Source organism: Paenibacillus sp. Mc5Re-14 (genome assembly GCF_001049835.1).
GTDB classification, from domain to species: domain Bacteria; phylum Bacillota; class Bacilli; order Paenibacillales; family Paenibacillaceae; genus Paenibacillus; species Paenibacillus polymyxa_C.
Genome location: NZ_CVPD01000001.1, coordinates 5,398,453 through 5,418,146, shown reverse-complemented (window position 1 = coordinate 5,418,146; position 19,694 = coordinate 5,398,453). Strand labels below are relative to the sequence as shown.

General features: G+C 44.7%; 19 protein-coding genes and 4 pseudogenes. 7 read left to right on the top strand and 16 right to left on the bottom strand.

The window, feature by feature from the left end; translation table 11 throughout:
• The first annotated feature begins 5 nt into the window (after positions 1–5).
• The 4 genes from BN1546_RS24515 (at position 6) to xerS (ending at position 4,859) form a co-directional block, all read left to right on the top strand.
• A complete protein-coding gene (locus BN1546_RS24515; RefSeq protein WP_090739034.1) occupies positions 6–1,130 on the top strand; it encodes an SMODS domain-containing nucleotidyltransferase in 1,125 nt (374 codons plus the stop codon).
• Positions 1,127–2,944 carry a ThiF family adenylyltransferase gene (locus tag BN1546_RS24510; protein WP_090739033.1) on the top strand — a complete coding sequence of 606 codons (1,818 nt, stop codon included), beginning with the start codon at positions 1,127–1,129 and terminating at the stop codon, positions 2,942–2,944. Before BN1546_RS24515 ends, BN1546_RS24510 begins: the two co-directional genes overlap by 4 nt.
• Complete coding sequence (locus tag BN1546_RS24505) at positions 2,944–3,444, top strand: MPN domain-containing protein (protein WP_090739032.1); 501 nt, start codon at positions 2,944–2,946, stop codon at positions 3,442–3,444. Before BN1546_RS24510 ends, BN1546_RS24505 begins: the two co-directional genes overlap by 1 nt.
• A 344-nt stretch (positions 3,445–3,788) precedes the next feature.
• Positions 3,789–4,859 (top strand): tyrosine recombinase XerS, encoded by a 1,071-nt coding sequence (gene xerS / locus BN1546_RS24500; RefSeq protein WP_090739031.1) that lies wholly within the window; start codon positions 3,789–3,791, stop codon positions 4,857–4,859.
• 581 nt (positions 4,860–5,440) lie between these two features.
• Here xerS and BN1546_RS28565 read toward each other — a convergent pair.
• Positions 5,441–5,530, bottom strand: a pseudogene (locus BN1546_RS28565) (glycerol dehydrogenase); the annotation flags it as partial.
• A gap of 56 nt (positions 5,531–5,586) precedes the next feature.
• Here BN1546_RS28565 and BN1546_RS24490 point away from each other — a divergent pair.
• Positions 5,587–6,054 (top strand): annotated as a pseudogene (locus BN1546_RS24490) (helix-turn-helix domain-containing protein); the annotation flags it as partial.
• A 5-nt stretch (positions 6,055–6,059) separates the two neighbouring features.
• Here the strand turns inward: BN1546_RS24490 and BN1546_RS24485 are convergent.
• The 5 genes and pseudogenes from BN1546_RS24485 to BN1546_RS28090 all read right to left on the bottom strand — a co-directional run.
• Complete coding sequence (locus BN1546_RS24485) at positions 6,060–6,533, bottom strand: SMI1/KNR4 family protein (RefSeq protein ID WP_090739029.1); 474 nt, start codon at positions 6,531–6,533, stop codon at positions 6,060–6,062.
• 151 nt (positions 6,534–6,684) lie between these two features.
• Entirely contained in the window at positions 6,685–7,077 is a 393-nt protein-coding gene (locus BN1546_RS24480; RefSeq protein ID WP_255305533.1) for a LysR substrate-binding domain-containing protein, read from the bottom strand.
• A 63-nt stretch (positions 7,078–7,140) separates the two neighbouring features.
• Positions 7,141–7,317 (bottom strand): phospholipase D-like domain-containing protein, encoded by a 177-nt coding sequence (locus BN1546_RS28100; RefSeq protein WP_255305591.1) that lies wholly within the window; start codon positions 7,315–7,317, stop codon positions 7,141–7,143.
• A 229-nt stretch (positions 7,318–7,546) separates the two neighbouring features.
• On the bottom strand, positions 7,547–7,651 hold the full coding sequence (locus BN1546_RS28095) for an AraC family transcriptional regulator (RefSeq protein ID WP_255305590.1): 105 nt from the start codon (positions 7,649–7,651) through the stop codon (positions 7,547–7,549).
• 368 nt (positions 7,652–8,019) lie between these two features.
• Positions 8,020–8,229: pseudogene (locus BN1546_RS28090) on the bottom strand (AraC family ligand binding domain-containing protein); the annotation flags it as partial.
• A gap of 170 nt (positions 8,230–8,399) precedes the next feature.
• On the opposite strand from BN1546_RS28090, the gene BN1546_RS28085 reads away from it, so the two are divergent.
• Positions 8,400–8,864: a sugar-binding domain-containing protein gene (locus BN1546_RS28085; RefSeq protein WP_255305532.1), complete on the top strand. Its 465-nt coding sequence runs from the start codon at positions 8,400–8,402 to the stop codon at positions 8,862–8,864.
• Positions 8,843–10,027, top strand: a complete 1,185-nt coding sequence (locus tag BN1546_RS24460; protein ID WP_255305531.1) for a glycoside hydrolase family 2 protein — start codon at positions 8,843–8,845, stop codon at positions 10,025–10,027. Before BN1546_RS28085 ends, BN1546_RS24460 begins: the two co-directional genes overlap by 22 nt.
• A gap of 276 nt (positions 10,028–10,303) precedes the next feature.
• Here BN1546_RS24460 and bla read toward each other — a convergent pair whose 3' ends face one another.
• From bla to BN1546_RS24410, 10 genes and pseudogenes are all read right to left on the bottom strand, one after another.
• The gene (bla, locus tag BN1546_RS24455; protein WP_176702352.1) at positions 10,304–11,215 is read right to left on the bottom strand and encodes a class A beta-lactamase; all 912 of its coding nucleotides are present in this window, start codon (positions 11,213–11,215) and stop codon (positions 10,304–10,306) included.
• A 341-nt stretch (positions 11,216–11,556) separates the two neighbouring features.
• A pseudogene (locus BN1546_RS28080) lies at positions 11,557–11,727 on the bottom strand (peptide hydrolase); the annotation flags it as partial.
• A gap of 535 nt (positions 11,728–12,262) precedes the next feature.
• Entirely contained in the window at positions 12,263–13,450 is a 1,188-nt protein-coding gene (locus tag BN1546_RS24445; RefSeq protein WP_255305589.1) for an MFS transporter, read from the bottom strand.
• 35 nt (positions 13,451–13,485) lie between these two features.
• Positions 13,486–14,619: an MGDG synthase family glycosyltransferase gene (locus BN1546_RS24440; RefSeq protein ID WP_090739026.1), complete on the bottom strand. Its 1,134-nt coding sequence runs from the start codon at positions 14,617–14,619 to the stop codon at positions 13,486–13,488.
• Positions 14,620–14,641: 22 nt separating this feature from the next.
• The gene (locus tag BN1546_RS24435; RefSeq protein ID WP_013371300.1) at positions 14,642–15,343 is read right to left on the bottom strand and encodes a polysaccharide deacetylase family protein; all 702 of its coding nucleotides are present in this window, start codon (positions 15,341–15,343) and stop codon (positions 14,642–14,644) included.
• Between the two features lie 30 nt (positions 15,344–15,373).
• On the bottom strand, positions 15,374–16,540 hold the full coding sequence (locus BN1546_RS24430) for an MGDG synthase family glycosyltransferase (protein ID WP_090739025.1): 1,167 nt from the start codon (positions 16,538–16,540) through the stop codon (positions 15,374–15,376).
• Positions 16,541–16,564: 24 nt separating this feature from the next.
• Positions 16,565–17,086, bottom strand: coding sequence for a phosphatase PAP2 family protein (locus BN1546_RS24425; protein ID WP_090739024.1), 522 nt, complete (start codon positions 17,084–17,086; stop codon positions 16,565–16,567).
• Positions 17,064–17,690 (bottom strand): YqaA family protein, encoded by a 627-nt coding sequence (locus tag BN1546_RS24420; RefSeq protein ID WP_255305588.1) that lies wholly within the window; start codon positions 17,688–17,690, stop codon positions 17,064–17,066. Before BN1546_RS24420 ends, BN1546_RS24425 begins: the two co-directional genes overlap by 23 nt.
• Positions 17,691–17,842: 152 nt before the next feature.
• Positions 17,843–18,472 carry a YkoP family protein gene (locus BN1546_RS24415; protein ID WP_013371304.1) on the bottom strand — a complete coding sequence of 210 codons (630 nt, stop codon included), beginning with the start codon at positions 18,470–18,472 and terminating at the stop codon, positions 17,843–17,845.
• A gap of 833 nt (positions 18,473–19,305) precedes the next feature.
• Complete coding sequence (locus BN1546_RS24410; protein WP_058830810.1) at positions 19,306–19,563, bottom strand: hypothetical protein; 258 nt, start codon at positions 19,561–19,563, stop codon at positions 19,306–19,308.
• Positions 19,564–19,694 lie beyond the last annotated feature (131 nt).

Below are 19,694 nucleotides of genomic sequence, written 5' to 3'. Positions count from 1 at the left end.
TTGAAATGAATATTCCAACTTATTTTGCGAGATTTCTTAAAGAAATTCGGCTAACAGGTAATCAAGTGAATGATCTGATTACAGGTCACACCACTTTAAGGAATAGATTAGAAGAAGACGAAGAAATGTCGAAGATAATTGTAAGTACGTTTCTTCAGGGAAGTTATCGAAGATCAACCGCTGTTCGACCAAAAGGAGAAAGCCGCTCCGATGTGGATGTCATTGTAGTAACAAAATTGAGTATGGAGGAATACAGCAATCCAGAAGATGCTCTTCAAGTTTTTGTGCCGTTTATGGAGAAGCACTATGCTGGTAAATACAAAATTCAAGGTCGTTCAATAGGAATCTCTTTAAGTTATGTTGACCTAGATGTCGTCATTACGGCAGCACCTTCAGAAAGTGAAGAAGGAATTCTGGAGTCAAATAGTGTCACCGATGCTCGTGCACTGGAAGAGATTGAAACATGGACCTTAAAGAAGTCATGGGCAGTCCTTGGTGAAACGTTGGATTCAAGCTCTGTATGGAAGACCTATTCCAACGCAAATGAACCTGAATGGAAATCGGTTCCTCTTTGGATACCTGATCGAGAGGCTAAAGAATGGAAACAAACAGACCCTTTAGCTCAAATTAAATGGACACAAGAAAAAAATAAATCTTGCAATCGTCATTATGTTAATGTAGTTAAGACTTTAAAGTGGTGGAGAAGATTGAATCATTTGCCGAAATATCCAAAGGGTTATCCTTTTGAACATTTGATAGGCTTATGTTGCCCTGATGATATCGGTAGTGTCGGACAAGGAGTAACTGAAGTCTTAGAGGCCATTGTTAACGATCACCCAACAAAGCCTTTTATGGCAGACCATGGTGTACCTTCCCATGACGTCATGGGAAGGGTTACTGATGAAGAATACGATGAGTTCTATAATCTTATCCAAGAAGCAGCTGTAATTGCTAGGAAGGCTACAGATGCGACCACAGTAAAAGAAAGTGCAGAAGAATGGAATAAACTTTTTGGCTCTAAATTCCCTACATCAGAGGCAACAACCGACAAGGACAACAGGGCAAGTGTTGGATTTTCAAAAAGAGATAATCCGACAACTCCTAATATTGTAGGTGGACGTTTCGGATGATTAATTCTGTCCCTGAACGTATAAATACTGGATGTATTCAACTTGAAATTATGGATGGGTACCAGCAGCTTGAAGAGGTATATTGGATTGCAAGGCTTAAGAGTTGGGTTCTTCATTTTAGCTTAAAGGTATCTGGGCTAGATATAAATTCATCAATCCCCCAAACGACGCAGTGGTATATGCTTATCGATCCGCTTTATCCGAGGGGATCGATAAGCATATTTCCTGATAAAGTAAATAGTATAACCCTTACCTATAAACATATGAACGAAAACATTGAAAAGGATTACCTTCCTTGGAGGTTAGGAAAGATCTGCACTGATTGGGATACCGGTCAACTGGAATTACTGTCTGATAGTGACGAGCTCATGGATGAAGAACAGCGCATTAATTGGCATGTCCAGCGACTGAAAGAGTGGCTGCTTGCTGCTTCAATTGATTCTTTAGCCATCCCAGGAGACTATTTCGAATTGCCTCATTCTCATTTCGAACCGAATTTTTCAGTGGTTTTTGCAGAAGAACAAAAGCATATTCAAGTATGGAACGAAACAAAAATTAGATCTGGTCATGTATCTCTTAAAGAGATACATGAATATCGTAACACCTTATTTGTGTCGGCTTTCTTTGGTAAAAAGTCAGAGGTGATCCATACATATGATTGGGGGAAACTTATCAGAGCTGATTCAAATAAGCTATTCCACGGTGTATGGGTACTCCTTCCGTTTCAACCAATAATACAGCCTTGGTCTTATCCAAGAACCTTCAGAGAGCTGGAAACAATCTGCAAAGAACACCATTTTGATCTCTGGAATGAAATTTATGAACGTATGAATATTTTCAGATTAGAGGGCCGGAATTTTTTATTGATTGGATTTCAAATCCCTAAACTTGTTGGGGGAGAAAACACAGTCGTTCACTGGATCAGTTTTGAAGTCAGCAGGTTAACTAAAAAAGTGAAAAAGATTAATGGATTTAGAAAAGCAAAAGATTACTATTTCCTTCGTGATCGCTTGAATCAGTTAAAGCCTGAGCGAAAATTAAAATATGTCCGTACAGAGAACTGGAGTAAGGAAGCAATTCTGAGCAGGGGGAGTTTAGATGAAAAAGTCCAGAGGGATGGAGCCGTTTTAATCGGTGCTGGTGCACTCGGTTCAGCTATTGGGGAATTACTATCCCGAACCGGTATATCAAGAATCCTGGTCTGTGATGAAGATATTCTAAAAGCCGGTAACCTTTCTCGGCATACACTTGGCATAAATCATCTATATATGAATAAGGCGGAGGCTTTATCTAACCGGATAAATCATAACAATATACACGTCTGGTCCTCGGCTATAAATGAACCTTTTCCGAATTTGTCTGAGGATGAGGTGGATGTAATAGAGGGATATGACGTAATTATTGATACGACAGGTAGCGATGCAGTTATTGATCACCTGTACTCTTTTGACTGGACTCTACCGAAAAGATTCGTTTCTGTATCCCTTGGGTTTGGAGCAAAGAGGATTTTTATTTTCCTATCGAACAAACATCCTTTTCCTCGCAAAACTTTTTATGATCTTATCAAACGATGGATTGAGTTAGAACAAAACGAAAATAAGGATATAATCTTACCTAGAGATGGAATCGGATGTTATCATCCTTTGTTCCCAGCTCGTTCAGATGATATTTGGGTTATGGCTGGATTAGCAATAAAAGAGATGGAACCATGGTGGCTCAATCCATTCGGTCCCAACATATTCGCTGTCTATGAACAACAACAATTAAATGGCATGCCAGCAGGTGTTATATTGAAGCACCGCGAGGTGTTTTAATGCTCGTTCATAAGTATAAAGATATTGAGAGTGGCCTTGAAGTTGAGTTCTGTGAGGAAATCTTAGCGTTTATATTGGCTCAGTGCAGTTCAAGTGGGTATCTAGAAACTGGAGGCATTCTGGCTGGATATTATGATGATGCATTGAAAAAAGCCGTTATTGTAAAGAGCAGCGCTGCACCCAGAGACTCCAAATACACAAGAACTCGATTTTACAGAGGTATTGAAGGTTTAAAAGAGTGGCTCGATTCGTTATGGAAAGTTGAGAAGGCATTTTACCTGGGGGAGTGGCACTTTCATCCTTTTTCCTCTAGCAAGATGAGTACCATTGATTCCAAACAAATGATCTCTATATCTTCCAATAGGTCGATGAATTGCCCTGAACCTATTTTGCTAATTATTGGGGGAGATCCTACAAGTCATTACTCAATGTCCATAAGTGTTTTTATTAGAGGTAAGCCGCCAATCGATCTAAGAGATTATTCATCTGTAACCCTGTAACTATACTGAATAAATGGTTAATGAGGACAATGAGCTCGAATTAATTGAAACCCTGATTAAAGCCTGTATAAAGAAGAGGATGACTTCCTCGTTCCGAGTCTTCGCCTCTGGCAGCGGAATGGGAAGGGATTGTAGTGGCTAACATTACTGGCTTGGTCTCGAGGTACAAGAACATGATCACATTAAAAGTCGCTAAATAGCGACTTTTTGGCTTTATTGATGCAAGTTCTTATCCCGGACCAAGGAGAAGATTATTAACGATTTGTTGTGATATAATTACGTAAAATATGATTTTGACGAATATTTATAGCTGAAGTATAATAATTTACGGAGGTTATACATATATGGATAAACAAATGAAAATGCATTACATGAATCGAATCGATGAAAAATTGTCTGATCTTCCGTGGTTTGTTACGGAATTTATTGATAGCAGAAAACGAAAACTTTCTCCCACAACGCTTCTGAACTATTGCCATGACTATATTATATTTTTTGATTGGTTAGTTGCAGAAAACTTTACTGAAGATAGCCGTAAAAACATTAATTTAGCTGCTTTAGAGAAACTAACGATTCGTGAAGTGGAGAATTTCCTATCTTTTTTGGAGTATCAACTCGGCAATACTAAGCTAACCATTAACCGTAAATTATCCTCACTAAAATCCTTATTTGATTACTTACAGAACAAGGCTGAAACAAGTGACTTAAAGCCATATATCCAGCGCAATGTTATGGCCAAAATGGATTTAAATGTTGTTAAAGAAAGCCAAGAGACCATTGCCAATCGTATTGACGGGAAGATTCTCAGAGAAGACGCTTTTGAATCGTTTAGGCTATTTATAGCCCATGATTTCGGAGAAATCAATAAAGAGAATAAACGTATTTTCAATTTCCATCAATTTAATCGTGAACGGGATACAGCCATTGTTTCCCTCATTTTAGGATCTGGTCTTAGGCTCTCTGAGATTGCAGGCATTAATGTTGAAGATCTGGATATGAATAAAGCTTTAGTTCGTGTTATACGAAAAGGCAATAAAGAACAATATGTGTATTTCAGCAAGCAAGCTTTACTGGATTTAGAAAATTACCTTCAGATCAGAGAATCCAGATATGTTCCACAAAGAAACGAAAGCTTTTTGTTTATTGCAGCTCCTGTTGGTCGCAAAGGAAAAAGCCGACGTTTAACGCAGAGATCCATTGAAAAACTGATCGAAAAGTATGCTTCTGCTTTTGGAAAACCAGCTTTAACCGTGCATTCTCTGAGACATTCATTTGCGACGCGATATCATCTGGAGAATAATGATGTACCCAGATTAAAAAATCAGTTAGGACATTCTTCAATACAAACGACCATGATCTATACACATTTAACAGATGAAGAAATGCGAAACGCGGTTAATAATATGGATAAGTGATGTATAATTCAAATCTAAGGTGATCTTGAAACTACTAATAACGATAATTTTTCACTCATTAATTTGTGACACAAAGTTTATCCCTTGCGGGGAGAATGACACAAAGTTTATCCCTTGCAGGGAAAATGACACAAAGTTTACCCTTACAAGATATAATAGCGCAAAATTTCTCTATATCGACCTAGTTCCGGCCGACAACTTGTAAGAAAAGGGGATAAACTTTGTGTCATTAATTCAAAAGGGGCAAACTTTGTGTCAAAAAAGAGGTAAGCTTTGTGTCACTGGACAGTTATCTCTATAATTTAAATGAATTACGAGGTTTCCCTTATACATATTCACAAAACCCGTATTTTGTACATATGTATTACATGAGTTGCTGAGATAAAACTTCTTCTCAACAATTGTTGTCGGATGACAATAACTTGATAACATAATGACAAGAACTTGATAACATTCCCCACCCATACAACGAGCGCGAGTGAACATGATGCGAAAATGGACTAACTTGGAAATGTTAAGGAGTCCGGTCTTTGAGAGGTTTATTGTATATTTTTGTTTTTTTTAAAGTTCCCTTTCTTGCTGTCGCTGGCTACTTTTGCTTTCGCTCCGTCAGTCAGCAGCATTTCATAACACAATTTTGCCAGCGCCAGTGCTGCATTCGTACCTACAGCAGACGGAGTATATCCTTCGCGGGATCCCATTGGCTCTGCCAAAATGTACGCAAACATCCCAGGAGTCCGTTAATCTATCCACGATTTTGCCTGGGTACTCCATTCGCAATATTGAATCCATCAAAAAGGAAATGACCAATGCGATTGCGGATGCCTATCTCAAAAACAGCCCAAGCGATAATGCATGTACCAGCCCTGCGTTACAGCCTGTTTTTGAATATATTCACAGTCACAAGAGTGAGCTGGTGACATTGAAACACATGGCAGGTCTATGCCACCTTAGTCCAAGCTATTTCAGCAGACTATTTGCCAAGGAAACCGGGGAGAATTTCACAACCTATCTGGCCAAGCTCAAAATCAAGTGGGCCAAGCAATTGCTGGAGGTTACCAACATGCCGATCTCACAGATCAGTGATGAGCTGGGTTTTAACGAATCAGGGTACTTTATCAAAATTTTCAAAAAATTCGAAGAGATCACGCCTGCCCTATATAGCAAATACATTCAAGAGCAATCTGTCACCTAGTCTGACTATTTCATCTGTTCCTGAACCCAGATCGCAGAACCGGCCAGCATCTCCATCAATCCGTTAAAGTGAGGCGCTACCTCCTGAAATGGATAGTCTCCTGCATAGTCGTGGATAAGCATCAGAACTTTACCCGAATTCCGTTCCAGAACAGCAATGCTTCCTTCTCCAAAACCGCCAATTGGGAACGGATTCAGGTCTTCAGGCAGGTCGTACTCTTTCTTATACTCATCATACGCTTCCACAAATGCAGGGTATGCCCAGTCCAATTCCTGTACGGAATAGAGCGCAGGATCACCGAAGTGGCAGGCACCGTAGTACAGCAAAAGGTCCCGGTACGACTCGGGAAGAATAACGTTGTGCTTTTTCTCAAAATCAACGATCGCCTGCTCCGATTCCCGCGTACAGCTCTTCCCCATTACGGTCTGATATGCCTGATTCAAAAGAGTCCGAATTGGTTTTAATGCCGCTGATTCCATGAAACATCCTCCTTTTATAGGTGAGATAAAGCCTGCCATCATTGTACCGATGTAAAATATTATTGATTAGGCCCTCGATCTAACGAATTCGAGTTCGTCCCTCACTGTTAATAACAATACAACCCCGATAGAGTTTTATGAAATAGAATTTTTAGCCTTCGTTATTCCTGGTTGTCATCATCTCCAGCAAGCCACGTAATGCGGCCGATAGATGTTCACTTTGGGCATGTACAAGTCCCACTTCCAACCTGCAGTATGGCTCTGGTAAAGATATCACTGAAACCTCTCCTCTTAATACGGCTTGAACAACCGAAGATCGCGGGAGTAAAGATACCCCTATTCCGGCAGATACACCACTTAGGATCGTGTTCAGTGTACCAAATTCCATTACATTGAGCGTATGGACACCACGGCTATGTAGAAAAGCTTCAGCTTGAATTCTGTGTGTACACCCGATCTCAAAGAACAACATCGGTTTTCCTAATACTTCGGGCATCTGATGCAAGCCGGGTTCCGCAATCAGAACCAGTTCTTCATCAAACACCTTGATTCAAGGTGTTTGATGAAGTAATCGGAACATTCATTAGCAAAAACCGGTTCATTCTCCTTACATACCAAATTCATGGTTCTTATAGAAACCATTAAACGTAAAGTTAGCAGATCTGGTAATAACCGAAGTCCCATCGAATATATATAGCTTTGAGTGTAGGTCCTGCAGCGCATATATGTTGGCACCAGCACTTAACAATCTATCTAAGCCATCAATGTTGCTTGCGCCTTGTATAAAATCCTCCCGATAGAAGCGGGTTATGATGTTGCACTCAAGCTCCTCATCGCTTTCTAAAACCGCAGAGAGACTTATGCCGTGTTTCTCCCTATGAAAGGAGAAATAATGTTGATTTGCGTTGTACAGTTGTCTAGAAGCCTTAAATCCCCTATTAGGCTTTGTCCTCTTTTAAGTACATTGTTGGGAATCAAATTCAAACGCAAATCTGATGATATCACCCTTGGTATCAATTTCCTTGCATTCTTCGGTACTCGATCGGAGAGAGACCATTGCGCTTTTTGAACGTTTTACTGAACTGGTATACGTCAGAATAGCCACAGGCTCTCGCGATATCTGTGACGGAATCACTTCGGTAATCCGCAACTCGGTAGCAAATGCCGTATCTAACTTCTCCTTGAATTTACGAAGAGCCTCTACTATTCCGTCCCCATCGTTGTGCCTCCCTCCTGCTTCCGCTGCCTCGTGTACCTCTTGTACCAAACGATACCAGACTGACTTTACTCTGGTCTCTCGCACAAGATCTCCAGGTACCCATTCCCTTTCCGCTTCCCGGAATTGTTCCCCAATCCGGCCCGCACGCTCACTCTGTAGAGGCATAATAAATGGAAGCCGCAGCCGCTCAATCGACTTTGGCGTATCCCATTCGTTCTCATTTTTTATGAGCGAAGCGCAATCAAACAGTATCATCGTCATTCGGAGTGGATGTGCATCAGACGATTTCATGTAAAGAGGCAGACCAGGCCATAGGTATACCAATGTTCCCCCGCTAACCTCTAGATCACTCTCCTCACAACGAAAGGTTCCCTTCCCACTGTAAATGTAATAAAAGGTATGTCCTGATACCGTCTGCCGTATATCTTCCCAGCCTGGCAAGGGCTTAGCGATTACCCAATGGATATGCACTACCATATTTCCCAAGGCGTAGTCCATATAAATTCCTCCTTTCCTTAATAGTATCATTTATGACAAATGATGAAGATTGTTTTTGCCATTGTCGCTGGCTTGGTACCAATGCTACACTCCCAACATACAGGCCATCCATGATGTTCTATTGCAAAAATATACTGGAGATGATGAATATGATTCGAACGTTTCAGCAGCATCGACTTAGGGAATCCCAACAGCTTGATGGATTATGGGATTTCGTTTTTGACAAGAATAATGTTGGATTATCTGAAGAGTGGAATATGAATTTCCCTTCCAATCATGATCGTGTGCCTGTGCCAGGCTGTTGGAATAACGAGCTCGGCAAATACGAATACGAAGGTGTTGCGTGGTACCGGACATGGGTAACCCTTGACAATCCCAGCCATCTGCGTCTACTGTTCCACGCTGTCATGGGACATGCCGATGTATATTGGAATGGACAGCATTTAGGGTACCATTATGGTGGATTCACTCCTTTTGACTTTACTATTCAGGATGTTACCTCTGGTGTACACGAACTCATTGTCCGCACAGACAGCACTCTGGGGACCAACACCTTACCCTATCATATCGTAGAGATGTATGGATTGAGGGAATGCGCATTACCTATGAGATGACCGGAGATTCCAGTGCAGATACCCGAATCGTGCTCAAGCTCCGCTCGATGTCAGATAAACCCGTTGATGTCCCTGTTTCTCTCTATCGGAATAATGAGATATTTAAAAATCAAAACGCTTACCTTCCAGCTAAGGGTAGCACGGAACTTGTGCTGGAACAAGAATGGTCAGACCTCCAGCGTTGGAATCAGGAAGATCCTGCCCTATACATGATTCGAGCAGTCGTGGGTCAGGACGATCTGACAGATCGCATTGGGTTCCGTACCGTAGAGACGCGGGACAAGAAGATTCTGCTAAATGGCAAGGAACTTTACCTGCAGGGTGTTAACCGTCACGAAGAACACCCCGAATGGGGTTTCGCTTTTCCCAACAAATTGATGACCAAAGAACTGGATATTATCCGTCAGATGGGATGCAACACGGTACGCGGGTCACATTATCCGCAGAGTGAGTACTGGCTCGACCTGCTTGATGAGCAAGGTATCCTCTTCTGGAGCGAAATTCCGATTTGGGGCGCTGCTTTTCCCGCCAAGGAGACAGATGATCCCCTCTTCGTGCAACGAGCATTGACCATGATGGATGAGATGATCGAGCGAGATTTTCACCATCCTTCAATCCTGTTCTGGTCTGTACACAACGAGATTGATACACGCTCTCAGCAGGCTTATGTTCTATCTGTCAAATTGACCGAGCTCGTTCGAAAAAAGGATCAATCCAGACTGGTTGCTTTTGCCACGATGTACCCTATGACAGACATCTGTCTTGGACTATTCGATGTCATCGGGATTAACTATTATGGTGGATGGTACTTCGGACATGTCGAGTTTGAGGAGATGCTTAAAGTCTTTCATGAGCGTTGCAATGAATATGGAGCCGAGTATACCCCGGTGCTCATGACCGAATTTGGTGGATCCGGTGTATATGGAGATTCTGGCTGGGAACCGCGCTTATTCAGCGAGGATTATCAAGCTGATTTGCTCGGCAAGTCGCTGAAGCTCTTCCGAAGCGACCCGAAGATTAGTGGCACTTACGTTTGGCAATTTGCAGATACACGGGGCCAACTTCTGAGCCATCAACCGCACTTCAGAGACCGGCACGCTCCTTCAATAACAAGGGGCTGGTTAACGAATATCGCAAACCCAAGCTTGCCTATCGTGTGGTGAAGGGTATTTACACTGACCACAGTGATCCGTATGACTGGGGTTCTACACTGAAATGAGTTTGTAGAGATTCTATAAGCTTTTTTGAACTCGCACTAATTAGGGGGTACTTTTGGAACACGTACTTATATGGTCATAGGGGAATACTCTAATCCAGAGGAATTCTTACGATTCCCTGTTTGGCAAACAGGTCGAGAACAGGAGCATGTTTCCCCTTGTCTCGACCTTTTGTGCTTGCTTTAAATAGCCCTATCGACTTACCCAGCAGCTCTGCTACGCTTACTCCAGAGCCTTAAAGGCCGCCTTGGCTGCCTCAGCGATTAGGGCATTGTTATACTCTGCATCTTTGGTATCACGGCTGGACATTACAGCAATAATGATCGGCTCCCTGTCCGGAGGCCATACGATGGCAACATCGTTGCGTGTGCCATAGCTTCCTGCGCCTGTCTTGTCACCAACTACCCAGCCCTCTGGCACAGCCGCCCGAATTAGTTCGTCACCGGTAGTATTTTCCTTTAACCAGCCGATAAGCAGTTCTTGTTTGTCATTAGGCATAGAATCGTCAAACGTCAGCACTTTTAAGCTGTTGGCAAGGGCGTTGGGTGTACTCGTATCACGGTGGTCCCCAGGAATCGCTTCGTTCAACTCTGTCTCATAACGGTTGGCCATAACCACAGTGTCACCGTTGTCTCTCATCGCTTTTTCGAACCCTTCGGGCCCGCCGAGCGCCTTTAGCAGCAAATTTCCTGCCGTATTGTCACTATAACGAATAGCCGCATCACTGATTTCCTTGAGATTCATCCCGGTATCCACATGCTTTTCCGTAATCGGTGAATACGTGACCAGATCATCCTTGGCAAACTTAATGACTTTGCCCAGTTCATCGTTAGACTTCTGCTGCAGGACCGCGCCTGCTGCCAGTGCCTTGTAAGTGGATGCATAGGCAAAACGTTCATCGGCCCGATAGGCAACCTCTTTCCCTGTTCCCGTATCAATAACATATACGCCCAGCCGCGCGTCAAACTTGATTTCAAGCTGTTTAAAAACCACATTCGCTGCGTTTGAGTTTGGCGGCTCCTTTTCAGTCGGCGGAGTTGAAGCCCCCTGTTTTGTACAGCCAACGAGCAGCACAAGAAAGAGTGTCATCGCAAATAAAGCTATTCCATTTGTATTTAATACGTATTTTTTCAAGATTTAACCTTCTCCCCTTAAAAATATATCGCCTGTTTGTACCCCTGCCAGCAGGTTATACCCGATGTCCTCCTCTCTTCTCATTTCCACATGTATTACAAATGTAATATTTCAGTTATTATATTTGTGGTTTTTAAAAGTCAAGTTACAGAATTTTGATAGTAGAGCTCACCGACCGAATATAAAATACGCCGTCGTTATGTCCCTAGTACATCTTATCTATTTTGAAATCGTTTTCTTCTGAATGCGGACATACGTGCCTCGATTGCATAAAACGACGGTTAATTATAGCAGAAACCGACATTCGCCCTCAAATAAAGGGCGCGATGTCGGCTTTAAACTTAACGGCCAAACTCCTTATCGATTATTTTATTGTGAGCCGGCTCCACTTCCGGGGCTACCGAGTTGATGCACGTTAGCAAAATACGCTGCCCGCCTAAAGATCCGAAGGCTCTTGATTCAAATCCGAAAGTACGGCCGGCATGTCCCCAGAATGATTGCCCGTCAGAAGTGCTACTCCTTTTCGAATGGTGAATGATTTCATAACGCAATCGCTCCTATTATTTTAGAATGTTGTTCTGCTTTCCCCCCTCATCTTACCTCCGATATTGTTAAATAGAACAGTGATAAAACCGCCAAACTTTTGATGACATCGTACTTGGACCTGTCACATATACCGCATGACAAACTATCAACTGTCTTATATGACGTGCTTGTTAAGATAAGGATCTCTAGTACAAAAGGTGTTAGGACGACAACCTTTACCGATAGGCAAAGAAACATGCCCAGAATGAGTTGTTGTTCTAACTATGTTATTTGATAGAGCTCATACAATTTAGTTAGCAAGGATAAACTAGTGTACTTTCTTTTTTGATTGCAATCGTAGGAGTCCTGCTTGAGAAAAGCCAGCAGCCCATGAAGCACATCTTTAGAGGCTAAGAAACCGATATAGGTCAAAGTGTTGTTGCTCGGCGGAATGGGGAGCGCGATGAAGTTAGCTGCAAGCCGATGAGCAAGACCAGGTATCCATATTCGTGAAACAATTGTTCAACTAACCCGATCAGGTCCATGAGCATTCTCCCTCTTGTGCTGCAATGTCCCGCGAGCCGAGACAAGCTTGTTTTGCGGCAAAATTAAATAAAAAAGTGCAAGAACAGCCAGTAAAGCAGCGCTGATGCTAATGGCTGCTTCATTCGTATACTGGCTGGCTATCCATCCCCCGATGACCGGACCAATCATAATACCGAGCCCTTCAATCCCTGAGAGTACTCCCCACCCGGTCCCCTTCTGATCCTCCGGAACAAGGTACGACAGCACCGCATTCCAGGCCGGAAGCACGGCTGAGTAAGACAATCCCAGCATAAAGGCAAACAGCATCGTTAATGCAGGCGGCGGCATGGATATGATTAACAGAGCCAATATGACCGTAAGCGATACGAAACCGGCGAACAGCATTTGCTTGTGCCCCCATCGATCGGCCAGCTTCCCCATCGGGACCAGAAACAGCATCGCACCGGCCCCGCCGAATATGAGCATTATCGAATATTGCGGCTGGCTCAGACCGAGATGGTCAGCGGCAAAACCGGGCAGTATCGGCAGCAGCAGTCCCGCGGCGGTCATCTGCAGAACCATGCCTGGCAGTAGCCATTTCAGCTGAACGAGTCTTCTTCGCAGTCTTGTCGCTTGTTCGGCAAAGCTGACGTTCTGGAGATGCAAGGGGGTTGTTCTGTTAATCCCGAACGATGCAATGCAGCCGACGGCGAGCAGCGCAGCCATCAGCCGGAAGGCAGGTACGAAGCCATAATCGAAGGTGAGATTGATTGTGATCGGCCCCAGACCGATGCAGGCCAGCCACACGGTGTATATCGCCCCAATCTGGGCTGCCCGCTCCGTCAGCCGGATTTTCTCCAGACAAATGAGCCATATAGGCGACGCCCCCATCCCAAGCATCACGGAACCGGCAACGAGCCCCCAGGCATATGGACTAAAGAACACAGCGGCTAGTCCGGACAGCATCAGGACGAAAGTGGCGGGCAGCAGCCAGCGCAGCGAAAACCTGTCCAGCAAATATCCAGCCACACATTTAATCAGCGTATCGGCTGTATAATGAAGCGAGACGGCAAGACCGACCAAAGCAACGGTTTGCCCCGATTCGTTGACGGCAAAGTTCGGCAGGAACGAGAACAAGAAAGCGCTTCGGACAAACTCTGTGCAAAAAAGCACCGTGAACAGCATCAGAGTAGAAAGCTTGAACGCGCTCCTCCCGCTCATCATATTCCACCCCTTCTTAAGGGGCTTGCCTCAGGAAACAAATGCCGAACAATATGGTCCGCAGACGTTTTCTGCCTTGCTGCGAGCAGCCCGTTCATCATTGACTGCTTGATCGGCTCAGAGGAGATCATCGCTTGTATCTGCAACACCAGATCATGAATCGTAAAGGCCACGGCTGCCGCTCCTTTGCGCTGCAAATACAAGGCATTCTCCTTCTCCTGCCCCAGAAACGGATTTAGGATGAAAATCGGAACCCCGGCCTGAATCGTCTCGGATAGTGTAACGCCTCCCGCTTTCGTGATGACGCAGCAGGCACTGCTCATCAAAACATGCAATTGATAGGTGAAGCCGAATACATCCACTCTTGCATCATCCGCCCAGCTCTCCGCAAGTCTCCGTCTCCATCTTTTCTGCCGGCCGCAAATCACTTGAATGCGGACGCCTGACAAGAGTAGCAGCTTCCCGATGAGCCTCGATAGCGATTGTAATGTGCCGCAGACGTTGGCCATAAGCAGAATCACATGCTCATCTGCCTCTTTAACGGAGCTGGAACCGATCATTGCCGCATCATAAAATGACTCCCTGACCGGAATTCCGGTCACGGTAATACGACTCTCGGGGACGCCCTGCCTGACCATGGCCTCTTTGACGTCGCTGGCAGGGACAAAATAGTGATCCGGCTTGGCGAACAGCCATCTTCGGTGAACGTCAAAGTCTGTTATGACAACAGCAGTCCGGGGACGGATCGCAGATAATGCCTCGCTGCTTGGCAAGCTGCCGAATGGGAATGTATAAATGATGACTTCCGGCTGGTACTGGAAGATGATTTTCTTGAGCCTGTCGCCGCCAAGACTGTTCATCCAGGCCGCAATCTTTCCCTTCATGGGAAGCCGGTTGGTCAGATGGTAGATCCATCCGTAATAGGGAATGCCTAGGCTGGCTGCATGCGGGCTTTGCCGGTATAGAAAGCGGATTATTTTGTTCAGCACAGGATAAGCTTCCCGGAACAAGTCGACAACCGCCACCTGGCTATAACCATTGCGAATCAAGCTTTGCTGCAACACCTTGGACACCTGATGATGACCTTCTCCGTAATCGGCCGTTAAAATTAAAATTTGTGGTTCCTGTCCCACTATTGTCACCTCATTTCACTTGTCAAGCCATTTCATCCAGACGAACGAATTGCAAGTTGCGTCCCTGTAATTGATGTAGTACTTCCTCCAGAGCCTGAAGCATAAAATATGGCGCGTGACGGTCCGCTCCCGGCGTATCTCCGCTGTCATGCAGTAAAATAACAGATCCGTCCGTAATTCCGTTCAGCAGCGTTGCCTTCAGCTTCTTGCGGCAGCTCCTGCTGCGCCAATCCCCCGCCTTCAAGGACCAGAGTACGATGCGGTACGATTTGGGATGAAAGAAATCGAAAGCGTTCATGAGCCCCCATGGCGGACGATAGTGATTCGGCCTTTTTCCAATTATAGATTCAATAATATCTGCGGTCCGTTTCATATGATCACGCCGCACCGTCCAGGGAAGCATCAGCCAATTGGAGGTGTGAGCGTAATTGTGGATTCCAATCTGATGACCTTCACGATCCATTCTTCTGATTAGATCCGGGTGCAGTTCCGCCTGCGAGCCAAGCACGAAGAATGTGGCCTTCACTTGATAATCCTGCAATAAATCCAATAATTCCGGTGTATACCTCGGATGCGGCCCATCGTCGAATGTGAACGCTACCTGGTTCTTGGTCGTTCCCTTACGAAAGGCTCCCAATCTGACTATTCTTGGCAGAAAACTGGGAATTAGCATATACAGACTGATGAAGCCTATGAGCCCAATCAACAAATATTTAACAAGCAACGTCTTTATCCCCCTTAGTGAAAATTAAGCTTAAGCATATTGCTGCAAGGAGCAAACCCATTTTTCTTCCTGGGTATCGTTCTGCATGCTCAGAATTTGCATGACCGCATGTCTGGCGGAATCCTGCTGTCTGCACAGCCCTGCATTCTCCCTCATTTCTTCCAATAGGGAAGGCTGTTGAACCAGCCGCTGAAGCTGATCCTCCAAATTGTCATTCTGACATAGATACGCTACTCCCGCTTGAATCAAATAACTAGCATTATCCTTTTCCTGCCCCATTCGTGGCTCCAGCAGCAGCATGGGAAGCTGAAGCGCCAGCGCTTCGGAGGTCGTCAGTCCGCCCGGCTTGGTAACCAATACGTCTGCGGACGCCATCCATTCATGGATTCCCTCCAGGAAGCCTGTCAGCATGACGTTATCCCTGTCTCCCAGCGCTTCATGCAAACGGTTCAGCAGCTTCACATTGCGTCCGCATACGATCACAAATTGCACGTTAGGGGGAAAAGAGTCAGATTGCATTTGCTCTATGAAGGATTTATCGATAATCCCGCAACCGCCCCCCATCACCAGCACGACAAAGGCGTCAAGAGGCAAGGCCAGCTTCTCGCGCAGCCGGTCTTTATTGTCGGTCTGACTGTAGAATGGGCGAACAGGGATGCCCGTTACAGCAATTTTGTGGTCAGCAACGCCTTTTCTCTGCAGAGCTGCACGCACACCTTCGGAGCCGACCAGATACAGATCCGTAAACGGATGTATCCAATAACTGTGATCGGAATGGTCAGTAATGACTGTTGCCGCAGGCAGATCCGTCATCCCTTTTTCCTTAAGCAAGGAAATGGCGGCTGATGCCAGCGGGAACGTACTGACAATCAACGTCGGCTGTTCCTCATTCAGAAGTTTGAGCAGCCGCTGTAGGCTGGTTGTGAGAAAATGCTTCAGGAAGAAAGTAAGTGTACTGTCCGTCCGGGTCTTCTGATACATATATCCGTATGAGGAGGGAAAATGCTTCACCCATTGCAGGAAGCAATACCGTTCAACCACATGCATGCGGGGATGGATCCATTGCATAAAGTCGACCACCTCTACTCCCTGTTTGTACAACACCGATGCCTCCAAAATCGCCTTGGCCGCCTGCATATGTCCATCCCCGAGCGCGCCGGACAAAATCAGCAGCTTTTCCCGTTTTATGTTATTCATCAACAATCGCCTCCTTCGTGAAATTTAACTATGTATGAACAAAATAACCAGCACCGCCGTTAGGAATCCGACCATCCCACCAGCCACACAATCGATTGGATAGTGATAGCCCCAGTAAACCCGGGATATGGCCACCAACAAGGCCAGACCAATCAAGACAAGCATAATTGCCGGCGATGAGGCCAACATAAAAGGTGTAACCAGGGCGAAAATAGCGGTTGTATGGCCGGATGGGAAGGAATAATCTTTCAACGGGAATTTGCCTACCTTTACCTGCTCCAGCTTGCGGAAAGGCCGGTCTCTGCGCACCTTTCTCTTGATCAGAACAGCAACGATATGGCTAACGGCCAGTGCGATCAAGCTTTGCAGCCCGATTCTGCTGAACTCCCCCTCGGCGAACCATGCCAAGGATACTGCGCAAATGATGGTAAATAAAGCTCCGCCCAAATGGGTAATCCATCCGAACAATCGGTCCAAGACCCGACTACTCAGCCGATGGTTGCACCAGAAGAACATCGTTTGATCAATTTGCCTTATCCACTGCATCCTTCTTTCCGCCTCCATTCCCTTTTTTTTTCATAGATTGATGTTCCACCCTTATCTTCCTCCGCTCAGACAGCTTCCGTATTAAGAACCATATTGCCGCAATCGCTATACCAACGCCCACCAGCATAATCGTGAGAACTTGGTTCACCATATTCTCTGCCGCGCGGCCATATATATAGAAGAGAAAACCGACTACATAAAACTTCACCGCCCGGCCAATGGCCGCATAGCTGAGCAGCTTCCATAACGTATAATTCATGCATCCGGATAAAATCGTAAATATCTTAAACGGGATCGGAGTGAACGATCCGATGAGGATTGCGGCCTCGCCACGGCGGGCAAATAAGTCGCTTGCCGAATCCAGCCATTTTTTCTTCATTACACTGCCTAAAACATGCTTTCCCGACAGCTTGCCGATCCCATAACCGATCGGTGTCCCAAGCAGGCTTCCGGCAAAGCCAACCGTAGCGAGCCATAAAGCCGACTCCGGTTGCATCGCGCTTAAAGAAAGCTGCAGGAAGAACGCCGGGATAGGGAAGATAATCGCATCGAGCATAGCGTGAATAAAAAGTCCCGTCGCTCCGAAGTTCTGTAAAAATTCCATAATTTCATCCATGAATGCCTTCCCGCCTTTGTTACAGAGCATGATGAAAAATAGGTTACCTTTGGGTGGTATGGGTTTCCAGTCGCTGTGTTTCAACTCCATACCGCCTCCAGGAACTTACCCACCACGCTCCTAGTTTCTTTTGTTTTTAATTAATTGGATCTTGATTTGGGTAGACATAACTCCTTTGAAACGGACTGTCTCTTCATCGTCATAAATCGGTTCCTCAGCGAGCTGCGGGAGTGAATCAGCATCATCGGTATCAATTGTTCGGTCTTGCGGCCAATCCGCTTCTTGCCTTCAGGGTGCATGACGGATAACAACAATCGTAGATAAGCCGTTGTAATGCGTTGAAACAGATCGGACTTCATCGGCTGTTGTTCGAAACCAAGACCATGTATCAAACCACGATGAAGCAGCGTAATGGCGACTAACGCCTTCACCTCTCTGAACTCCGGCTGACTTGCGAATGCCTCGCTGATCTGCTGCATGGATTTCCGTGTAAGCCGGGCCGTCATGAGCGCCGCGCGGTCTGAGTCTTCGGATTTGATCAGCATCAGAATCTTTTCATTATTGAGATGGAGTTCTCCGACCAGATCGCCTCTATCGATGATGGTGGAGTCCGCACAGACGATGCTCTCCCCTCGGTGTTTCTTAATCATGACTTTGCAAATTCCAAAGTGCGATGTATGCGATCCGCGAAAGCGTGAAATCCAATCGAACCCTCTTTCCCACACCATCCAGACTGCCTGCATTGAAGATTTGCGTAAACGAAGCAACATTGATCCAACCATCCCTCATTCTTATTTTAATCGACAAATTCCATTGAAATTGTCAAACTGAAATAATATTTCTATGTGAATTCCTTATCTCTGTTAACTTAATGATAGAGGATTTAACCAAGAGAGCATACGGGCTGAAGTACTGGCAGGGCCGGATACATCCGGTTGCCTACTGTACATGATTAAGTATGAAAAACAAATCTTAATTAAACGTAAAGAGATTCTTAAAAAAAAGTTAATTTTTGTTTCGGGTTGGGGGTCCGTCACACAATTTGATCCACATCGCTGCTCGCTCAAGTTTTCATATATAAGTGCGACCAAAAATAGTAAGCCAATAAGAAACACTTAAACTTTGATGAGGTAAGTATCAGAGTGGCAAATAGGTCGGAATGGTATTGAAAATCTGCCATATTTCACTCCTTTTCGAATGGTGAATGATTTCATAACGCAATCGCTCCATTATTTTAGAATGTTGTTCTGCTTTACCCCCTCACCTTACCTCCGATATTGTTAAATTGAACAGTGATAAAACCGCCAAGCTTTGATGACATCGTACTTGGGCCTGTCACATATACCGCATGACAAACTGTCAACTATCTTATATGACTAGGTCTGAATCATTCGAAAATTGATTTGCAAAAAAATATAAGAAGGTGTGCGTAATTCGTGTTCTCGATAATGAAAAAAAGGTTCTGATTATAATAATGGAATTTATTCACTCACTTTCTAAGGAAATTCTGCCCGTTAAAAAAGGAGCCGATCACGTTGATCAGCTCCTTTTTTTTATTAATTTAGCGTTTGCCGTTATAGTTTAATGGATCACATTTGTTGTCTTAATGGAACCTGCCACTTATTCCATTAATTCCCTTTACTTCATTATCATTCGGAATTAATTCATACAATGTACGAACATCACAACCGATGGAATCGGCGATTGATATGGCAATTTTGAGTGGCATCACTCTCTTGTTTTCAATAAAGTCGTAAACTCGTTCCGGTTTAAAAAGCAAGTCTTTTGCCAGCCATTCTGCTGACTTTCCAGATTCCATCAATCGTTCACTCAGTAAGCAACGTCCTAGTTCAAATTTCAAGAAGCGATGACCTCCCGCATAAGATAATATTTAACCTAAGCGTTGTCCATTGCCAGCATGAATATACTTCATAAAGGGAGCCATAACGATGAAGTTCCTCATGCGTCGGCCCAATTTGTTGGGTGAGCTCC

Bases quoted from the DNA above. Each gene is read 5' to 3' on its own strand.
- BN1546_RS24515 (WP_090739034.1), top strand. From the start codon at position 6: ATGAATATTCCAACTTATTTTGCGAGATTTCTTAAAGAAATTCGGCTA.
- BN1546_RS24510 (WP_090739033.1), top strand. From the start codon at position 1,127: ATGATTAATTCTGTCCCTGAACGTATAAATACTGGATGTATTCAACTT.
- BN1546_RS24505 (WP_090739032.1), top strand. From the start codon at position 2,944: ATGCTCGTTCATAAGTATAAAGATATTGAGAGTGGCCTTGAAGTTGAG.
- xerS (WP_090739031.1), top strand. From the start codon at position 3,789: ATGGATAAACAAATGAAAATGCATTACATGAATCGAATCGATGAAAAA.
- BN1546_RS24485 (WP_090739029.1), bottom strand. From the start codon at position 6,533: ATGGAATCAGCGGCATTAAAACCAATTCGGACTCTTTTGAATCAGGCA.
- BN1546_RS28085 (WP_255305532.1), top strand. From the start codon at position 8,400: ATGATTCGAACGTTTCAGCAGCATCGACTTAGGGAATCCCAACAGCTT.
- BN1546_RS24460 (WP_255305531.1), top strand. From the start codon at position 8,843: ATGCGCATTACCTATGAGATGACCGGAGATTCCAGTGCAGATACCCGA.
- BN1546_RS24445 (WP_255305589.1), bottom strand. From the start codon at position 13,450: ATGCTGTTCACGGTGCTTTTTTGCACAGAGTTTGTCCGAAGCGCTTTC.
- BN1546_RS24430 (WP_090739025.1), bottom strand. From the start codon at position 16,540: ATGAATAACATAAAACGGGAAAAGCTGCTGATTTTGTCCGGCGCGCTC.
- BN1546_RS24425 (WP_090739024.1), bottom strand. From the start codon at position 17,086: ATGCAGTGGATAAGGCAAATTGATCAAACGATGTTCTTCTGGTGCAAC.
- BN1546_RS24420 (WP_255305588.1), bottom strand. From the start codon at position 17,690: ATGGAATTTTTACAGAACTTCGGAGCGACGGGACTTTTTATTCACGCT.
- BN1546_RS24415 (WP_013371304.1), bottom strand. From the start codon at position 18,472: ATGTTGCTTCGTTTACGCAAATCTTCAATGCAGGCAGTCTGGATGGTG.